Source organism: Lysinibacillus sp. HST-98 (assembly GCF_016757845.1).
Taxonomy (GTDB): domain Bacteria; phylum Bacillota; class Bacilli; order Bacillales_A; family Planococcaceae; genus Lysinibacillus; species Lysinibacillus capsici.
The window spans coordinates 509,762-524,868 of record NZ_JAENHX010000002.1; the positions used below are offsets into that span (position 1 = coordinate 509,762).

The window sequence follows — 15,107 nt, forward strand, 5'->3', positions numbered from 1 at the left end:
CAAAAAGTTCCATCATAGACGTGTAAAAAGTTTATTTACACCTCTAAAATTTCTTTTTCTTTATCTTTCGCTACTTGATCTACTTTCACAATGAATTCATCTGTTAACTTTTGAATATCTTCTCCATAGCCACGTAGATCGTCTTCTGTGATTTCGCCAGCTTTTTCAAGTTTTTTCAAATCATCATTTGCATCACGACGAACATTACGTACAGCAATTTTTGCATCTTCCGCTTCTTTTTTCACTTGTTTTACTAGATCTTTACGACGCTCTTCTGTTAAAGCAGGAATCATAAGACGAATGACAGAACCATCATTTGTTGGTGTGATACCAATATCTGATTTCATAATTGCTTTTTCAATATCACCTAAAATTGATTTATCGTAAGGTGTAATTACTAATAAACGAGCTTCAGGTATAGAAACACCCGCAAGTTGGTTAATTGGTGTTGCTGCTCCATAGTAATCAACCGAAATACGATCTAATAGAGATGCGTTCGCACGACCTGCACGAATAGATGCTAGTTCGCGTGAGAAAGCTGCGATTGTTTTGTTCATTTTTTCTTTAGCTTGTTCTAATACTTGTTTAGCCATTATACATTCCTCCTAACAACTGTTCCGATTTTTTCGCCTTGTACAGCACGTTTAATGTTACCCGGCTCCGTAATTGAGAAAACAATTAGCGGGATATCGTTATCCATACATAAAGTTGAAGCCGTTGAATCCATTACTTGTAAGCCTTGTTGGATAACGTCTAAGTATGTGAGTGTATCATATTTAATGGCTGTCTCATCCACTTTAGGATCCGCTGAATAAACGCCATCGACATTGTTTTTAGCCATTAAAATTGCATCAGCATCAATTTCTGCTGCTCGTAATGCGGCAGTCGTATCAGTAGAGAAGAACGGATTACCTGTCCCTGCTGCAAAGATAACGACACGCTTTTTCTCAAGATGTCTAACTGCTTTACGACGAATGTATGGCTCCGCTACTTGAGTCATCACAATAGAAGATTGAACACGTGTTTCAATGCCTAATTTTTCAAGTGCATCTTGTAAAGCTAGGGAGTTCATTACGGTTGCCAGCATGCCCATATAGTCCGCAGCAGCACGATCCATTCCCATCTCACTACCTATTTTTCCACGCCATATATTACCGCCACCTACAACAACAGCAACTTCTACATCAAGATCTACTACTTCTTTTACTTCTTCTGCAACAGACTTGATTATTTTTGGTGATAAACCGAAGCCCGCTTCTCCAGCTAACGCTTCACCACTTAGTTTAATAACTACTCGTTTATATTGCGGTACACTCATTGTAAACCTCCGTAAGACTTTATTTAAAACATCCCTATTCCCTTTTCCATTATAGTATATCTAACAATAATTGCTAGTTGTGAATAAGGCAGAATAGAAAATTATCTTCACTTTTTCATTCACTTCGGAAAAATAGGGAACACGCTATGTTGTGTTCCCCATTTTTTTGTCTAGATAATCTAGATATTATTTGATTAGAATCAAATGCAAGCTAAATTAGTTACCTTTAACTTGGCTCATTACTTCTTCTGCAAAGTTATCTTCACGTTTTTCGATACCTTCACCAACAGCGTAACGTACAAAGCCGTTTACAGAACCACCAGTTGAAGCTACAAAATCACGTACTTTTTGATCTGAGTTTTTAACGAAAGTTTGGTCAAGTAAGCAAACATCTTCGAAATATTTACCAAGACGGCCTTCAACCATTTTTGCAACGATATTTTCTGGTTTACCTTCGTTAAGAGCTTGTTCAGTTAATACTTTACGCTCACGTTCAACTTCCTCAGCAGAAACTTCATCGCGAGAAACATAAGTTGGGTTAATTGCTGCAATGTGCATAGCAACATCTTTAGCAGCTGCTGCATCAGTAGAACCTTCTAAAGTTACTAACACACCGATACGACCGCCCATGTGTAAGTATGAACCGAATGCATCTGCATCAGATTTTGTTTTAATTTCGAAACGACGAAGTGTAATTTTTTCTCCAATTGTTGCAATAGCAGATGAGATTTGATCTACAATTTTTACGCCTTCAGCATTTACAAGCTCTAAAGCAGCTTCAACTGAAGCAGGTTTAGCAGCAAGTAATTGCTCAGCTAAAGATGAAACTAATACTTGGAATTTGTCGTTTTTCGCAACAAAGTCAGTTTCAGCATTTACTTCAAGGATGATTGCTTCGTTACCTTGTTCTAAAATGTAAGTTGTACCTTCTGCAGCGATACGGTCAGCTTTTTTAGCAGCTGAAGAAAGACCTTTTTCACGTAGGAAGTCGATAGCTGCTTCTAAGTCGCCATCAGTTTGTACTAACGCTTTTTTACAATCCATCATACCAGCGCCAGTTTTTTCACGTAATTCTTTTACTAATTGTGCAGTAATGTTTGCCATTTAGTGTTTCCTCCTCAATTGGTTGAACATAATTTAATGATAGGTTCTAAAAAAGGTGATAAGGGTTTTGAGCCACTTATCACCTTTTTGTAAACGTGAATTACTCAGCAGCAGCTTCTACAGCTGGAGCTTCTTCTTCACCTTGTTTTGACTCGATTAACGCGTCAGCCATTTTAGCAGTTAAAAGTTTAACAGCGCGAATAGCATCATCATTAGCAGGGATTACGTAGTCGATTTCATCTGGATCACAGTTAGTATCAACAATACCTACTAGAGGAATGTTTAATTTACGAGCTTCTGCAACCGCAATACGTTCTTTACGTGGGTCAACCACGAACATTACGTCTGGAAGATCGTGCATATCACGGATACCGCCTAAGAATTTGATTAGACGTTCGTGTTCTTTTTTAAGTTGGATTACTTCTTTTTTAGGAAGAACTTCGAAAGTTCCTTCTTCTTCCATTTTTTCGATTTGTTTCATACGTGCAACACGTTTTTGAATTGTACCGAAGTTTGTAAGAGTACCACCTAACCAACGTTGGTTGATGTAGTAGTTGCCTGAACGTTCAGCTTCATCTTTGATCGCTTCTTGTGCTTGTTTTTTCGTACCAACGAAAAGAACTTTACCACCATCTTGACCAACTTGACGCATGAAGTCATAAGCTTCCTCTAATTTTTTAACAGTTTTTTGTAAGTCGATGATGTAGATCCCGTTACGTTCAACGAAGATATATTTCTTCATTTTTGGGTTCCAACGACGAGTTTGGTGACCAAAATGTACACCAGCTTCAAGTAATTGTTTCATAGAAATTACTGACATGTGAATTTCCTCCTAATATTTTGGTTTTTATCCTCCGCATTTATCATCTACAACAAGCTACCCTAAGCTTAGAGCACCACTTACTGCATCAAAATGCGTGTGTAGTAATAACACCATTTGCAACTATATCATAGCTTTGAACGATTCGCAACAATTTAGTGATGGAATTTCAGTAAAAGCTCGATTTCTGTTTTACCCTTTTGCAGTTGTTTCGCTATTTCCTCTGGTGATTTTCCCTGCTTTGCTAATTCTAGAACCTGTTGTTCCACTGTCAGCAATTTTTCAGCTTCTTTTTGCTCCTCTACTTTTAGAGTTGGAGCTGTTTTCACCATTTTCGAGCCTGTATGTTGCTGACGTGAATAAGCATTTGCGACTATATTTTTAGGAACATAGATACGAGCATCCTTCTCTAAAGATAGAGAACTATCACTTTTCACCTCGTGTGCTACTGGCAAAGATGGTTGCTCCTGAGGTGTCATATATTGTTCCGTTTGCTGCAAGCTACTAGCAGCTATTTCTGACTGAGAGACATTTTGTAGCTCTTTAATAAGACGGTCATTTTCATCTTTCAATTCCGTTAAATACACACTAATGGTGTCGTCCATTTCCCTCATTAATCGTTCTTGCTTCTTTTCCAAATCTTTAAACTTTGCTAATTTTGTATTTAAAATGATAAGAAAGTAAAATGAAATTAGCTGTAAAAAGAATAGCACCGCTATTAGAATGGTTGTCATTGTAAACTCCTATCCACTAAAATCCACGAAATTCCCTTTAAACGGATGTTGTGCCTGTTTTTCCTGTTGATCCTTTTTTTTCTTTTTATGAATCCCTGTTAAATACTCACCACCGGCATCTTCATCCTCACTAATTTCATCCATACCTTCTGATGTGTTGACAATTTTTTGCTTGCGCTCTACTTCTTTTTTTAATGCTTCATTTGCATGTGCTTGCTGAGCCAATACTTGCTGCTGTGCCTGATCCGCCATTTTTCCTGCTTCAAATGTTTTTGGAATAGCAATCTGTAACTCGACACCTTTTAAACTCATTGAAATCTCTCCCTCAAGGATATTTACGCATTAATCATTTCACTAGATAATAGCTTTCGTAGCTTTAATAGCGCTTTTGAATGAATTTGTGAAATACGAGAGGTTGATAGTTCAAGCATTTCACCAATTTCTGTCAAAGTTAACTCCTCCGTGTAAAATAAACTAAGGACAAGCTGTTCTTTTTCATTGAGTTTCTGAATATTTTCCGCAAGATCATCTAACAACTCAGATTTAATGATAGCTTGCTCAGGTGTTTTTGTTGTATCGTCTCGTATGACAAAAGTCTTGCCATCTGTTTCTTCTTGGTCTTGTTGTTCATTAATAGAAAGAACATTTGAAAAAAAATGCTCTTGCACAGTTTGATAGACATCTTCAACAGATACTTCCATATGCTCCGCAAGTTCCTCAGGTGTTACATGACGCATATATTTTTGTTCTAGTTGTTCAATTTGTGCATCTAATTTTTTGGCTTTTTCACGCGCTGACCGTGGTAACCAGTCTTCTTTTCGTAAACCATCAATGATAGCTCCTCTTACTCTAAACGAAGCATATGTATCAAATTTTAAATCTCTGTTAATGTCAAATTTATTTAATGCATCAAAAAGTCCTACCATCCCTAAGCTCGTTAAATCGTCTCGTGATACGCTTTTTGGCAGACCTGCACCAATACGTTGGACATGATAGGATACTAAAGAAATGTATTTTTTTATAAGTAAATCGCCAGCATCTGGATCACGCTCATGTATCCAGCGATTCCACAGTTTTTGCTCATCGTTCAGAATTGGTTGTGTCATGAAATCCACCTCTCTAAAAAACGCTTTTTCACGCCTGTTTACTAACGACTACTTGCGCTCTTAAAATTTATCATTCAACAGGATTTCTCAGTTTTTTTTATAAAAATCCACATTTAAGCTAATCTAGACGTGAGCCCTGAGTAGTTAAAGCCCGATAAGCAGTTGCCATCTTTCCTATATTATAACAAGAATCGACTATAATTTCATTTGTTTCTCTTAGTCTCTAATATATTCCTTTGTTTTTGAAAGACATAGAAAAACTGTATCCTGATTGTGTAATGACACTTGGATACAGTTGGATATGATTAAGCTTTGAGTTAAAGAGATTTGAACACCCTTTTGATCTAATAACGGAATAGGAATGGTATGATCCAATGGAACAGACGAAGTAATGTCAATACCATGATGAGCTAGTAACGCTGCCACTTCACTTGTTTCTTCTACAAGACCAGTAAATGGTGCCATAATTAATATCTTTTCTGTTGATAGATTCCCAGAACAAGCTACATTTTTATAATTTGGAGCTTTTAGATTTAAAGCTTTTTCCTTTGTATAAATATGCTAACATGAGGACTATATATGAATAAAATAAAAATAATTAATTTCACTTAAGTTTTTCGTATACTACAAACTCCACAGCCACAATAAAAAAGAGTCGTTATTCACGACTCTTACTTTTACGCATTTACTTGTTGATCTTCTTCTCGATTCATCATCGTTCTTACTACTTGTGCAATTTCCTCGGAATTTTCATCTTGAAATTCAACCGTAGAATTAGCTATTGGCACTTCTTGTATTACGCCTTCTATTGATTCAAGTTCCTTTTCTTCTATATCGCCTTCAACCGCTTCCTCATCTTCCTCTGGTGTAAACAAGATGTAAGCAATTAGAAAACGTACAATAAACATTACAAAAAATGCGATGATTGCTACAATAAAAGAGCCAACCAGGATTCGCAGAGGCGTAAATGGTTTTTGAAATGTACTAAAAAAATAAATAGAAAAGGCAATTAATGCTCCCCATAGGTTGTAAAATATAGAACCAAACATTAGATTTCACTCACTCCCTGGTTAACTGTTCGGATGTGTAATATCGACGTTGCAGGATTAAATTCAATCGTTCTACCACTATTTCCACCAGTATCCTCGGCCACTAAAGGGATGCCCTGCCTCTTTAATTCATTTTTGACAGCTTCTACATTGCGGGGACCAATACGCATTGTATCTTTGTCAGAAGTAAATTGGAACATCTGCGCACCCCCTGCAATTTTTGCCTTGAGTTTAAATTTTTGAACGCCTTCTAACTTTAGTAAATCAATCATTGCAGCAATCCCTGAATCTGCAAATTTCGCGACATTGATTGACTCAGCTCTTCCTAAACTTGAATCTGGTAACATCACATGGATTAAACCAGCAATTTTTTTTGACTCATCATACAAAATAACACCAACACATGAACCAAGACCAGAAGTTCGAATCGTGTTAGGTAGCTTTACTACATCCATTTGTGCAATTCCCACTTTAATCACTTGTCCACTACTATTGGTTAACATATCACGAAACCCCTAATGCTTTAAAAATGGCATCAAATGAGTCAGGATCTGGTAGTAGGAAGAAATGACCCCTCACCGTTTCATGGTCTTCCACACCTTCTTCAAAAATGGATGTATTTATAACAATAACATTATCGCTGACATGAGATAATTCTATTAAACCAATGCTTATTATAGCTCCAAACATATCAACACTTAGACCTGGCACAGTTGGATAAATTTTTAAATTAGTAAAATCCGATAAGGCAGATAAATAGGAGCCCGATAAAATATTACCCATTTCTTGCATAGCTGATAAACCTAACTCTGAAACAGGTCGTTTTTTAAAGTCAAAAGAGTCATCGAAAATAAGTCGACGTATAAAGCGGTTTGCTTGTTCGATAGGTAAAATAAAGAACATACTTCCCTCTGCATCACCTTCAATACGAAGGTAAATGCCAACAACTACGTTTTCTGATCCCCCAGCCAACTCCATCATATCGTTAAAGGACACCATCTCTACCTTTGGAACACGCATATCAATTTTTTTCCCAAGTAAATTGGAAAGTGCTGTCGCGGCATGCGCAGCACCGATGTTTCCAATCTCCTTTAATACATCTAAATGTAGTGATGTAATTTTTTGATTAAATGTCATTATCGATCCCTACTTTAGTGGATTTAATACTTTTTCTAAATGTAATAAGATTAATAATCGCTTCTCTACTTTAGCAACGCCTGAAATAAATTCTTCTTCAAGTGAGCCAACGACTTCTGGTTGCGGTTCAATAGCACTTGCAGGAATATCAATAACGTCGTTAGCGGAATCCACTACAAAGCCTACTTCCATATCTTCTAATGAAATAATAATAATGCGTGTTGTTTCCTCATGTTCAGAAATAGGTAATTCAAAACGTTCACGTAAATCCACAATTGGTGTGACAACACCTCGTAGATTGATTACACCTTTTACATATTTCGCTGTTTTCGGTACACGTGTGATATGCATTAATTTCTCAATTCCTTGAACATGGGACACAGGAATTGCATATTCTTTATCTGCTAATTGAAAAACTATTACTTTAATACTTTCTTGCTCCACTGCATTTGTCATACTTTACACCTCTCTTATTCATTCACCTTATTTAATTAGTGCGTTGCAATCTACAATTAAGGCTACTTTACCATTGCCTAAGATTGTTGCTCCTGAAATGGCAAAGATATTTGTTAAGTAATTTCCTAAAGACTTCAAGACAATTTCTTGTTGGCCAATGAATGAATCCACCACTAAACCAGCAAGTTTTTCACCCTTACGGACGATCACTACTGAGTGGAATTCTTCATCTTGTTGCTCTTGACGAGGCACCTCAAAGATTTCCTCTAAGAATACCAACGGCACAACTTTGCCACGGAAGTCGATTACTTTTTGATTATGCGCATTCATAATCTCTGATGAACGGATAATAGATGTTTCAATAATAGAAGATAGTGGAATTGCATAAATTTCCTTTTCAATCTCCACAAGCATAACTGAAATAATTGATAATGTCAGTGGTAATTGAATTGAGAAGATGGATCCAACATCTTGTGTTGATTCAATTGAAATATTGCCACCTAGTGATTCAATCGTTGTTTTTACAACATCTAAACCTACTCCACGACCAGATACATCGGAAATAACATCTGCAGTTGAGAAGCCTGAAGCTAGAATAAGTTCATTAATTTGTTTATCAGACATTGAATAGGATTGTTCTTGTGTAACAATACCTTTTGAAATAGCTTTCGCTAACACTTTTTCTCGATTTATGCCCGCACCATCGTCTTCAATTTCAATAAAGACGTAGTTTCCACTATGGTAGGCACGCAATACGACAGTTCCTTCTTCAGGCTTGCCTTTTGCACGACGAGCAGTTGGATTTTCAATGCCATGATCCACAGAATTACGAATCAAGTGAACAAGCGGATCTCCAATTTCATCAATTACTGTACGATCTAGTTCGGTTTCAGCACCAATAATTTCAAGGTTGATTTTCTTATTTAAATCACGTGATAGCTGACGAATCATTTTCGGGAAACGATTGAACACTGTTTCTACAGGTACCATTCGCATTGTTAAAATAATAGTTTGCAAATCACCCATCACACGACTCATACGCTCTACTGTTTCATTTAGTTCGCCATGATTTACTTCCGTAGAGATAGACTGCAATCGACCACGATCAATGACAAGCTCTTCAAACAAGTTCATTAAAATATCTAGACGTTCAATATTTACACGAATTGTTTTATTACCTACAGGTCCATGATTTTTGTCAGCCTTGGAAGGTGCAGCTTCTTTAGCAGGCTTTGCAACAGGCTCGGCTTTTGCAGCAGGCGTATTTGTTGGTATAGCGGCTACCTCAGCCACTGCAGTTGCAGTTGCTGCTACTTCTTGCTGCGCTTCAAATACTTTTTCACTAAATTTCCTTTGGTCAATTGTAGTCACAATAACCTCATCAACTTCAGAAACTTTCATTAGCTTTTTCTGCATATCCTCAGCTGTTGTTTTTGTGACAAAAGCTACATAAAATTGTTGATCAAACTGCTCATCTTCTAGCTTTTCAACAGATGGACTTGATTTAATGACATCCCCATCTTTTTCTAAAATCTCAAACACCATAAATACACGTGCTGCCTTAAGAAGGCAATCCTCACGTAATGTTACTGAAATTTCAAAAGCATTAAAGCCTTGTTCAGCCGATTGTGTAATGACTGTTTGTTCAAACGAATCATATTCTAATACACTTTCAACAACCGGTGCAGCAACCGTTGCTACCACCTCTGGTACTGCTTCCTCACCTAGTTCTATACGCTTTAGTTGTGCGACAGTTGAGGAAACATCACGCTTACCATCTCCACCGTTAGCAATATCCATCACCATTTCTTCTAAATGATCAACAGATTCAAATACAACATCTAAAATTTCAGGTGTAACATGAATCTTCTCATTACGGATGGCATCTAAAACATTCTCCATTTTATGGGTTAAATCTGCTAAATCTTCGAAGCCCATTGTGGCAGACATACCTTTTAATGTGTGTGCAGAGCGGAATATTTCCCCAACAATTGCCAAATCATCTGGATTTTTTTCTAATTCTAATAAATGTTCACTACACGCTTGTAAATGCTCTTTACTTTCTTCAATAAACATCTCTAAATATTGATTGACTTCCATAAGAGGACACCCCTTTTAAGGCAAATATTTCATTATTGTTTGTGCAATATCATCTACATCTGCAACTTCATCAACAAGTTGCGTTTCTACTGCTGCTTTTGGCATACCATATACAATGCAAGTTTCTGCTGATTCTGCAATAGCAATGACATTGCCAGTATTTTTTAATGCTTTTAGACCATTAGAGCCATCATGGCCCATACCTGTCATAATCACTGCTACTTTATCAAAATCTTTATATTGACTAACATCTTCGAACATTACATCTACAGAAGGTCGGTGGCCAGATCTTGGTGCTTCTTGATTATCAAGAACAATGCCAAAGGTTGTTCCTACTTTTCTAAGTTTTAAATGATATCCACCGGGTGCAATATAAGCTACTCCATTTTGCAAAATATCGCCCTGTTCAGCTTCTTTAACAGAAATTTCACTTAGCTGATCAAGTCGATTAGCAAGCGATTTAGTAAATCCAGCAGGCATATGCTGAACAATTAATATAGGAGCTTGAATAGACTTAGGAATTTTAGTAATAACCTCCTGAAGTGCACGAGGTCCTCCTGTTGATGTGCCAATTAACACAAGCTTCTTTCCTATTTTACTCCATTCTACCATTGGTTTAGTTACGGCTACCTTAGTAGAAACAACATTAGTAGACGTATTTGTTCGTCCATACTGTTGTGGTTCCTTTATTACGGTACTCACCCTTGTCACTTGTTCTTGTTGTCGTTTACTACCAGAAGGTTTTTTCAATTTGGAAATTGGCACCGTTGCAGCTTGTTCCACTTTGTGCACAAGTTCATTTTGAATTTTATGTAAATCAAGGGAGATGGTACCGCTCGGCTTGGCAACAAAATCGACTGCCCCACCCTCAATTGCTGCAATTGCATTTTCTGTCCCACGTTGAGTGGTACTTGAGAGCATTACTACAGGAACTGGACATTGTCTCATAATTTCTTTTAAAGCATCGAGCCCATTCATTTCAGGCATCTCAATATCCATTGTCACAACGTTTGGCTTCAACGATTGTATCTTTTTGATCGCATCTTTTCCATTTCGAGCTGTTCCAACTACTTCCACCTTCGAGTTGCCAACAAAAAAGTCACTAATTAGCTTTCTCATAAAAGCAGAATCATCCACAACTAAAAGCTTGCTTTTATGCAAAAAGTCCAATTAATCACGCCCTTTCGAGAAAATACTTCTAAGTTTCGATAAAAATTTTTTCGTTGTTTGATCATGTGCATGTATTTCCCCCGCACGTTGCTCCATAAAACGAACGACTATAAGTTGCAATGTCTTTGATATTAATGCGTCTGGATAAGCAAGTGAGAATGGCACTTGCTCGCGCACTGCCTTACGCACAACAGGGTCTTCAGGTAATGAACCAAGAATGATCGTTTCTTTGTCTAAAAAACGTTTCATTGTTAACTGTAAACGTTCATTCGTTTCTAATCCTTCTTCTTTACTGAGAGCGCGGTTACAGAGAATATAAAACTGCTTATCTGGATCTCGAACATGAATATATTTCATCATGGAGTACGCATCTGTAATAGAAGTAGGTTCCGCTGTTGAAATGACGATAATTTCATCAATGGATGTGAGTAAATCTAACGACCAATTAGTAGCACCAGCGCCCATATCAAATAAAATATAATCATAGTTTTTTTGAAGTTCTTCAAATGCTTGAATAAGTCGTTCAAACATACTATGAGACCAATCAAGCACACTCGTCATACCTGACCCACCTGAAATATACCTTAAATCGTAAGGTCCTTCAAATATTACCTCATCTAGTAGCTTATTTCCTTCTAAGTAATCTTTTAAACTATAAGAAGCATTTTTCCCAATTAAGATATGGATATTCCCCATCCCAATATCCATGTCTACAATGACAACTCTTTTTCCCTTTTGGGCTAAAGTCATGGCAAAGTTCATTGTGAAGTTACTTTTACCTACTCCACCTTTGCCACTTACAACTGCAATCGCTCTACCTAGTTCGCCTTGCTGTTTCATCATTTTTAAGCGTAATGCTTCAGCTTGGTCTCTCATTTTTCTTCACCTTGAAAAAACAAATTAAGTACTGCTTCTAAATCAGCTTCTTCAATATCTTCTGGTACTTCTTGACCATTCGTATAGTAAGCAAGTCCTTTATTATATTTAATCATTAAATTGATCATTGTGCCAATAGAATTTGTTTCATCAATTTTTGTAAAAATAAATTTTTGAATTGGTAATTGCTTAAATTGATCTACAATATTCTCCATATCCCTTTCTTTCGTTGTCATTGCAAGCACTAAATAAGATTCTGCATGATCATCGAATTTTATGAGGCGTTGGAGATCATCAACATACTTGACTTCTTTATAATTTCGACCAGCTGTATCAATAAAAACCAAATCTAAATGTGATAATCTCTGGATCGCTTGTTCAAAATCTGTTGCATTGTAAGCAATTTCTACAGGAGCTTGTAAAAGACCAGCATATGTTTTAAGCTGCTCTATTGCCGCAATCCGATAAGTATCTGTCGTAATAAAGCCAATCTTTTTCTTTTTTTCTAACACAGCTCTAGCAGCCATTTTGGCAATGGTTGTAGTCTTACCAACCCCTGTTGGCCCTAAAATGTTTATATATTTTCTTTCGTAGGATAATCCTCCGACTGGAAGAACTTCTAGCTTCTTACGTAGTAAATTTTTTGCTATCAATTTACATTGTGAAAAATTTATTTCGGATGCTTCTTTAAAATGCATAAAAAGCTCATCACCTATCGTTGTGATGAGCTCTTCACTTAGCTCTTGCTGTCTTAAGTATTCAATGAAGGGTAAGAGTTCATCGGGATATTGAGCTTGGGTAGTCTTTTTATGCATCGATTGCATTAATGATTTTAAATCAGCTATTTCTTTTCTTAATTCTTCTGACATGCTAGCATCCTCATGTACTGCTGCTACATCAAGGGGTGGTTCCTGATGTATTTTTGCTTGAATAGCATTAGTAATCTCTTGCAACTTTGCATTTTCTTTTTTTACTACAGGCAGTACAGCTGGTGTTGGTACTGAAGCCACTTGCTGTGGCTCCATTACATCAATACCCGCAACCACTTCAAAACTCTTCTTTTTTATCATGCCAAAAAATTTCTTTGTGATGACGACTTTTGAATTTAAAATGACTGCGTCTTCACCTAATTCTGCTCGCACTTGCTTCATCGCCTCTGGTATGGATGATGCATAATACTTTTTCATTTTCATTGAACATTCACCACCCCAACACTTTGAATTTCAACCGAAGCATCCAATTCATTATAAGATAGAACCGGAATTTGTGGGAAATAACGTTCCGTTAGTTGTCGTAAATACATTCGAACTGCTGGAGAGCATAATATAATAGCTGATTGCTCCATAAACGAAACACGCTCTACTTCCGCTGCAATAGTTTCTAATACTGTTTGAGAATCTTGTGGGTCCATAGCTAAATAATTTCCGTGATCCGTTTGTTGGATACTATCAGCAATCATTTTTTCTACTTTACCTGAAACCGTAATCACCTTTAATACTGAACTATCCCCAACATACTGCGCTGTAATTTGACGAGCTAATGCTTGACGCACATATTCAGCTAAGATATCTGTATCACTCGTTAATTTTGCATAGTCTGCAAGTGTCTCAAAAATAATTGGTAAGTTACGCACTGATACATTCTCTCGAAGAAGCTTACCCAGTACCTTTTGGATTTCTCCAGTAGATAAAGGTGCAGGTGTTAATTCTTCTACTAAAATTGGATGGGATTCGCGTAAGTGATCGATTAACTGCTTTGTCTCTTGACGGCCTAATAACTCATGAGCATTTGCTCGAATGATTTCAGTTAAATGTGTTGACACCACACTTGGTGGGTCCACAACTGTGTAACCATACATTTCCGCGTCCTCTTTTACTTGCTCTGTAATCCATTTAGCTGGTAATCCAAATGATGGTTCGACAGTATCAATACCTTCAATAGAATCATCGTCGCCAGGACTCATCGCTAAATAATGATCTAGTAAAAGTTCGCCTCGTGCCATTTCGTTCCCCTTTATTTTAATTCGATATTCATTTGGTTGCAGCTGAATATTGTCTCGAATGCGGACTACCGGGATCACGATACCTAACTCCAAGGCAAGCTGTCGACGAATCATGATAACACGGTCTAATAAATCCCCACCTTGAGCGGCATCTACTAAGGGAATTAATCCATAACCAAATTCGAATTCAATTGGATCCACATTTAATAAATTCACAACATTCTCAGGGCTCTTCATGCCATCAGTAGCCACTTCTTCCTCAATCTCCTGTAATTCCTCTTCATCCTCTGGCTTCTTACGTTCCATCATATAAGCTCCAGCAATTAACGAAAGACCTATTGGCAGCGTTACCCAGTTTGGTATTGGCGTAAATAACCCTAGTAATACAATGGTACCACCTGCTACATAAAGCAGCTTAGCTTGAGCAAATAATTGACCTGTAATGTCCTGGCCAAGACTTCCTTTAGAAGAGGCACGTGTTACAACAATCCCAGTGGCTGTTGAAATAAGCAAAGCAGGAATTTGGGAGACAATACCATCCCCAACAGTTAGCTTAGAGAAATGTGTTGCCGCTTCTGCAAATGGAAGCCCCATTTGGACAACCCCAATGATGATACCAAATAATAGGTTAATAATAACCATTACCATCGAGGCAATGGCATCCCCTTTTACGAATTTTGTAGCACCGTCCATCGCCCCGTAGAAGTCGGCTTCTCCTGATACTTTTTCACGACGTTCACGTGCTTCCTTTTCGGAAATAATCCCTGCATTTAAGTCAGCATCAATACTCATTTGTTTACCTGGCATCGCATCAAGTGTGAAACGTGCTGCAACTTCAGCTACACGCTCTGCACCTTTTGTAATAACAATAAACTGAATTAACACTAGAATTAAAAAGACAACTAAACCAACAAGAATATTTCCTCCAACTACGAAATCACCAAAAGTTTCAACGACCGAACCTGCATCTCCGTTTGCTAAGATGGCACGAGTTGTGGAAACACTTAGTCCTAATCGGAACAAAGTTAATAGTAAAATCACCGAAGGAAAAATAGAAAAATCCAATGCTTCTTTCATACTCATTGCTGTGAGTAGTACAATTAATCCTAATGTAATATTAATGACAATTAAAAAACTTAACATCCACGGAGGAAGAGGGATGATGAGCATCGCAACGATTAAAATAACCGCACCTAAAACCCCAATATCGCGAACTTTCATTTGTGTCCCTCCTA

17 protein-coding genes are annotated in these 15,107 nt (G+C 37.3%); all 17 read right to left on the bottom strand.

Annotated elements, in window-relative coordinates; genetic code table 11:
• Positions 1-35: 35 nt before the first annotated feature.
• Positions 36-593, bottom strand: coding sequence for a ribosome recycling factor (frr, locus tag JIN86_RS08145; RefSeq protein ID WP_004269259.1), 558 nt, complete (start codon positions 591-593; stop codon positions 36-38).
• Positions 593-1,318 carry a UMP kinase gene (pyrH, locus tag JIN86_RS08150; protein WP_004269260.1) on the bottom strand — a complete coding sequence of 242 codons (726 nt, stop codon included), beginning with the start codon at positions 1,316-1,318 and terminating at the stop codon, positions 593-595. The genes frr and pyrH overlap by 1 nt, the downstream gene beginning before the upstream one ends.
• A 216-nt stretch (positions 1,319-1,534) precedes the next feature.
• Positions 1,535-2,422: a translation elongation factor Ts gene (tsf, locus tag JIN86_RS08155; RefSeq protein WP_004269261.1), complete on the bottom strand. Its 888-nt coding sequence runs from the start codon at positions 2,420-2,422 to the stop codon at positions 1,535-1,537.
• Between the two features lie 100 nt (positions 2,423-2,522).
• Positions 2,523-3,242 (bottom strand): 30S ribosomal protein S2, encoded by a 720-nt coding sequence (rpsB, locus tag JIN86_RS08160; protein WP_004269262.1) that lies wholly within the window; start codon positions 3,240-3,242, stop codon positions 2,523-2,525.
• A 155-nt stretch (positions 3,243-3,397) separates the two neighbouring features.
• Complete coding sequence (locus tag JIN86_RS08165; RefSeq protein WP_004269263.1) at positions 3,398-3,976, bottom strand: DUF6115 domain-containing protein; 579 nt, start codon at positions 3,974-3,976, stop codon at positions 3,398-3,400.
• Positions 3,977-3,985: 9 nt separating this feature from the next.
• A complete protein-coding gene (locus JIN86_RS08170) occupies positions 3,986-4,288 on the bottom strand; it encodes a hypothetical protein (protein ID WP_004269264.1) in 303 nt (100 codons plus the stop codon).
• A gap of 23 nt (positions 4,289-4,311) precedes the next feature.
• On the bottom strand, positions 4,312-5,082 hold the full coding sequence (locus JIN86_RS08175; RefSeq protein ID WP_004269265.1) for a FliA/WhiG family RNA polymerase sigma factor: 771 nt from the start codon (positions 5,080-5,082) through the stop codon (positions 4,312-4,314).
• Between the two features lie 216 nt (positions 5,083-5,298).
• A complete protein-coding gene (locus JIN86_RS08180; RefSeq protein ID WP_004269267.1) occupies positions 5,299-5,547 on the bottom strand; it encodes a hypothetical protein in 249 nt (82 codons plus the stop codon).
• Between the two features lie 212 nt (positions 5,548-5,759).
• Positions 5,760-6,131: a hypothetical protein gene (locus tag JIN86_RS08185; RefSeq protein ID WP_009371156.1), complete on the bottom strand. Its 372-nt coding sequence runs from the start codon at positions 6,129-6,131 to the stop codon at positions 5,760-5,762.
• On the bottom strand, positions 6,131-6,634 hold the full coding sequence (locus JIN86_RS08190; protein ID WP_004269269.1) for a chemotaxis protein CheD: 504 nt from the start codon (positions 6,632-6,634) through the stop codon (positions 6,131-6,133). Before JIN86_RS08190 ends, JIN86_RS08185 begins: the two co-directional genes overlap by 1 nt.
• A 1-nt stretch (position 6,635) precedes the next feature.
• A complete protein-coding gene (locus tag JIN86_RS08195; RefSeq protein WP_004269270.1) occupies positions 6,636-7,268 on the bottom strand; it encodes a chemotaxis protein CheC in 633 nt (210 codons plus the stop codon).
• A 9-nt stretch (positions 7,269-7,277) separates the two neighbouring features.
• Positions 7,278-7,724: a chemotaxis protein CheW gene (locus JIN86_RS08200; RefSeq protein ID WP_004269272.1), complete on the bottom strand. Its 447-nt coding sequence runs from the start codon at positions 7,722-7,724 to the stop codon at positions 7,278-7,280.
• Between the two features lie 27 nt (positions 7,725-7,751).
• Positions 7,752-9,824, bottom strand: a complete 2,073-nt coding sequence (locus JIN86_RS08205) for a chemotaxis protein CheA (protein WP_202341658.1) — start codon at positions 9,822-9,824, stop codon at positions 7,752-7,754.
• A gap of 15 nt (positions 9,825-9,839) precedes the next feature.
• Positions 9,840-10,994 (bottom strand): protein-glutamate methylesterase/protein-glutamine glutaminase, encoded by a 1,155-nt coding sequence (locus JIN86_RS08210; protein WP_004269276.1) that lies wholly within the window; start codon positions 10,992-10,994, stop codon positions 9,840-9,842.
• Positions 10,995-11,870: a MinD/ParA family protein gene (locus JIN86_RS08215; RefSeq protein ID WP_004269279.1), complete on the bottom strand. Its 876-nt coding sequence runs from the start codon at positions 11,868-11,870 to the stop codon at positions 10,995-10,997.
• Positions 11,867-13,063 (bottom strand): flagellar biosynthesis GTPase FlhF, encoded by a 1,197-nt coding sequence (flhF, locus tag JIN86_RS08220; RefSeq protein WP_004269281.1) that lies wholly within the window; start codon positions 13,061-13,063, stop codon positions 11,867-11,869. Before flhF ends, JIN86_RS08215 begins: the two co-directional genes overlap by 4 nt.
• Complete coding sequence (flhA, locus tag JIN86_RS08225) at positions 13,060-15,093, bottom strand: flagellar biosynthesis protein FlhA (RefSeq protein ID WP_004269282.1); 2,034 nt, start codon at positions 15,091-15,093, stop codon at positions 13,060-13,062. Before flhA ends, flhF begins: the two co-directional genes overlap by 4 nt.
• Between the last annotated feature and the right edge of the window lie 14 nt (positions 15,094-15,107).

Coding starts and splice junctions, on each gene's coding strand:
- frr (WP_004269259.1), bottom strand. CDS start 593: ATGGCTAAACAAGTATTAGAACAAGCTAAAGAAAAAATGAACAAAACA.
- pyrH (WP_004269260.1), bottom strand. CDS start 1,318: ATGAGTGTACCGCAATATAAACGAGTAGTTATTAAACTAAGTGGTGAA.
- tsf (WP_004269261.1), bottom strand. CDS start 2,422: ATGGCAAACATTACTGCACAATTAGTAAAAGAATTACGTGAAAAAACT.
- rpsB (WP_004269262.1), bottom strand. CDS start 3,242: ATGTCAGTAATTTCTATGAAACAATTACTTGAAGCTGGTGTACATTTT.
- JIN86_RS08165 (WP_004269263.1), bottom strand. CDS start 3,976: ATGACAACCATTCTAATAGCGGTGCTATTCTTTTTACAGCTAATTTCA.
- JIN86_RS08170 (WP_004269264.1), bottom strand. CDS start 4,288: ATGAGTTTAAAAGGTGTCGAGTTACAGATTGCTATTCCAAAAACATTT.
- JIN86_RS08175 (WP_004269265.1), bottom strand. CDS start 5,082: ATGACACAACCAATTCTGAACGATGAGCAAAAACTGTGGAATCGCTGG.
- JIN86_RS08180 (WP_004269267.1), bottom strand. CDS start 5,547: ATGGCACCATTTACTGGTCTTGTAGAAGAAACAAGTGAAGTGGCAGCG.
- JIN86_RS08185 (WP_009371156.1), bottom strand. CDS start 6,131: ATGTTTGGTTCTATATTTTACAACCTATGGGGAGCATTAATTGCCTTT.
- JIN86_RS08190 (WP_004269269.1), bottom strand. CDS start 6,634: ATGTTAACCAATAGTAGTGGACAAGTGATTAAAGTGGGAATTGCACAA.
- JIN86_RS08195 (WP_004269270.1), bottom strand. CDS start 7,268: ATGACATTTAATCAAAAAATTACATCACTACATTTAGATGTATTAAAG.
- JIN86_RS08200 (WP_004269272.1), bottom strand. CDS start 7,724: ATGACAAATGCAGTGGAGCAAGAAAGTATTAAAGTAATAGTTTTTCAA.
- JIN86_RS08205 (WP_202341658.1), bottom strand. CDS start 9,824: ATGGAAGTCAATCAATATTTAGAGATGTTTATTGAAGAAAGTAAAGAG.
- JIN86_RS08215 (WP_004269279.1), bottom strand. CDS start 11,870: ATGAGAGACCAAGCTGAAGCATTACGCTTAAAAATGATGAAACAGCAA.
- flhF (WP_004269281.1), bottom strand. CDS start 13,063: ATGAAAATGAAAAAGTATTATGCATCATCCATACCAGAGGCGATGAAG.
- flhA (WP_004269282.1), bottom strand. CDS start 15,093: ATGAAAGTTCGCGATATTGGGGTTTTAGGTGCGGTTATTTTAATCGTT.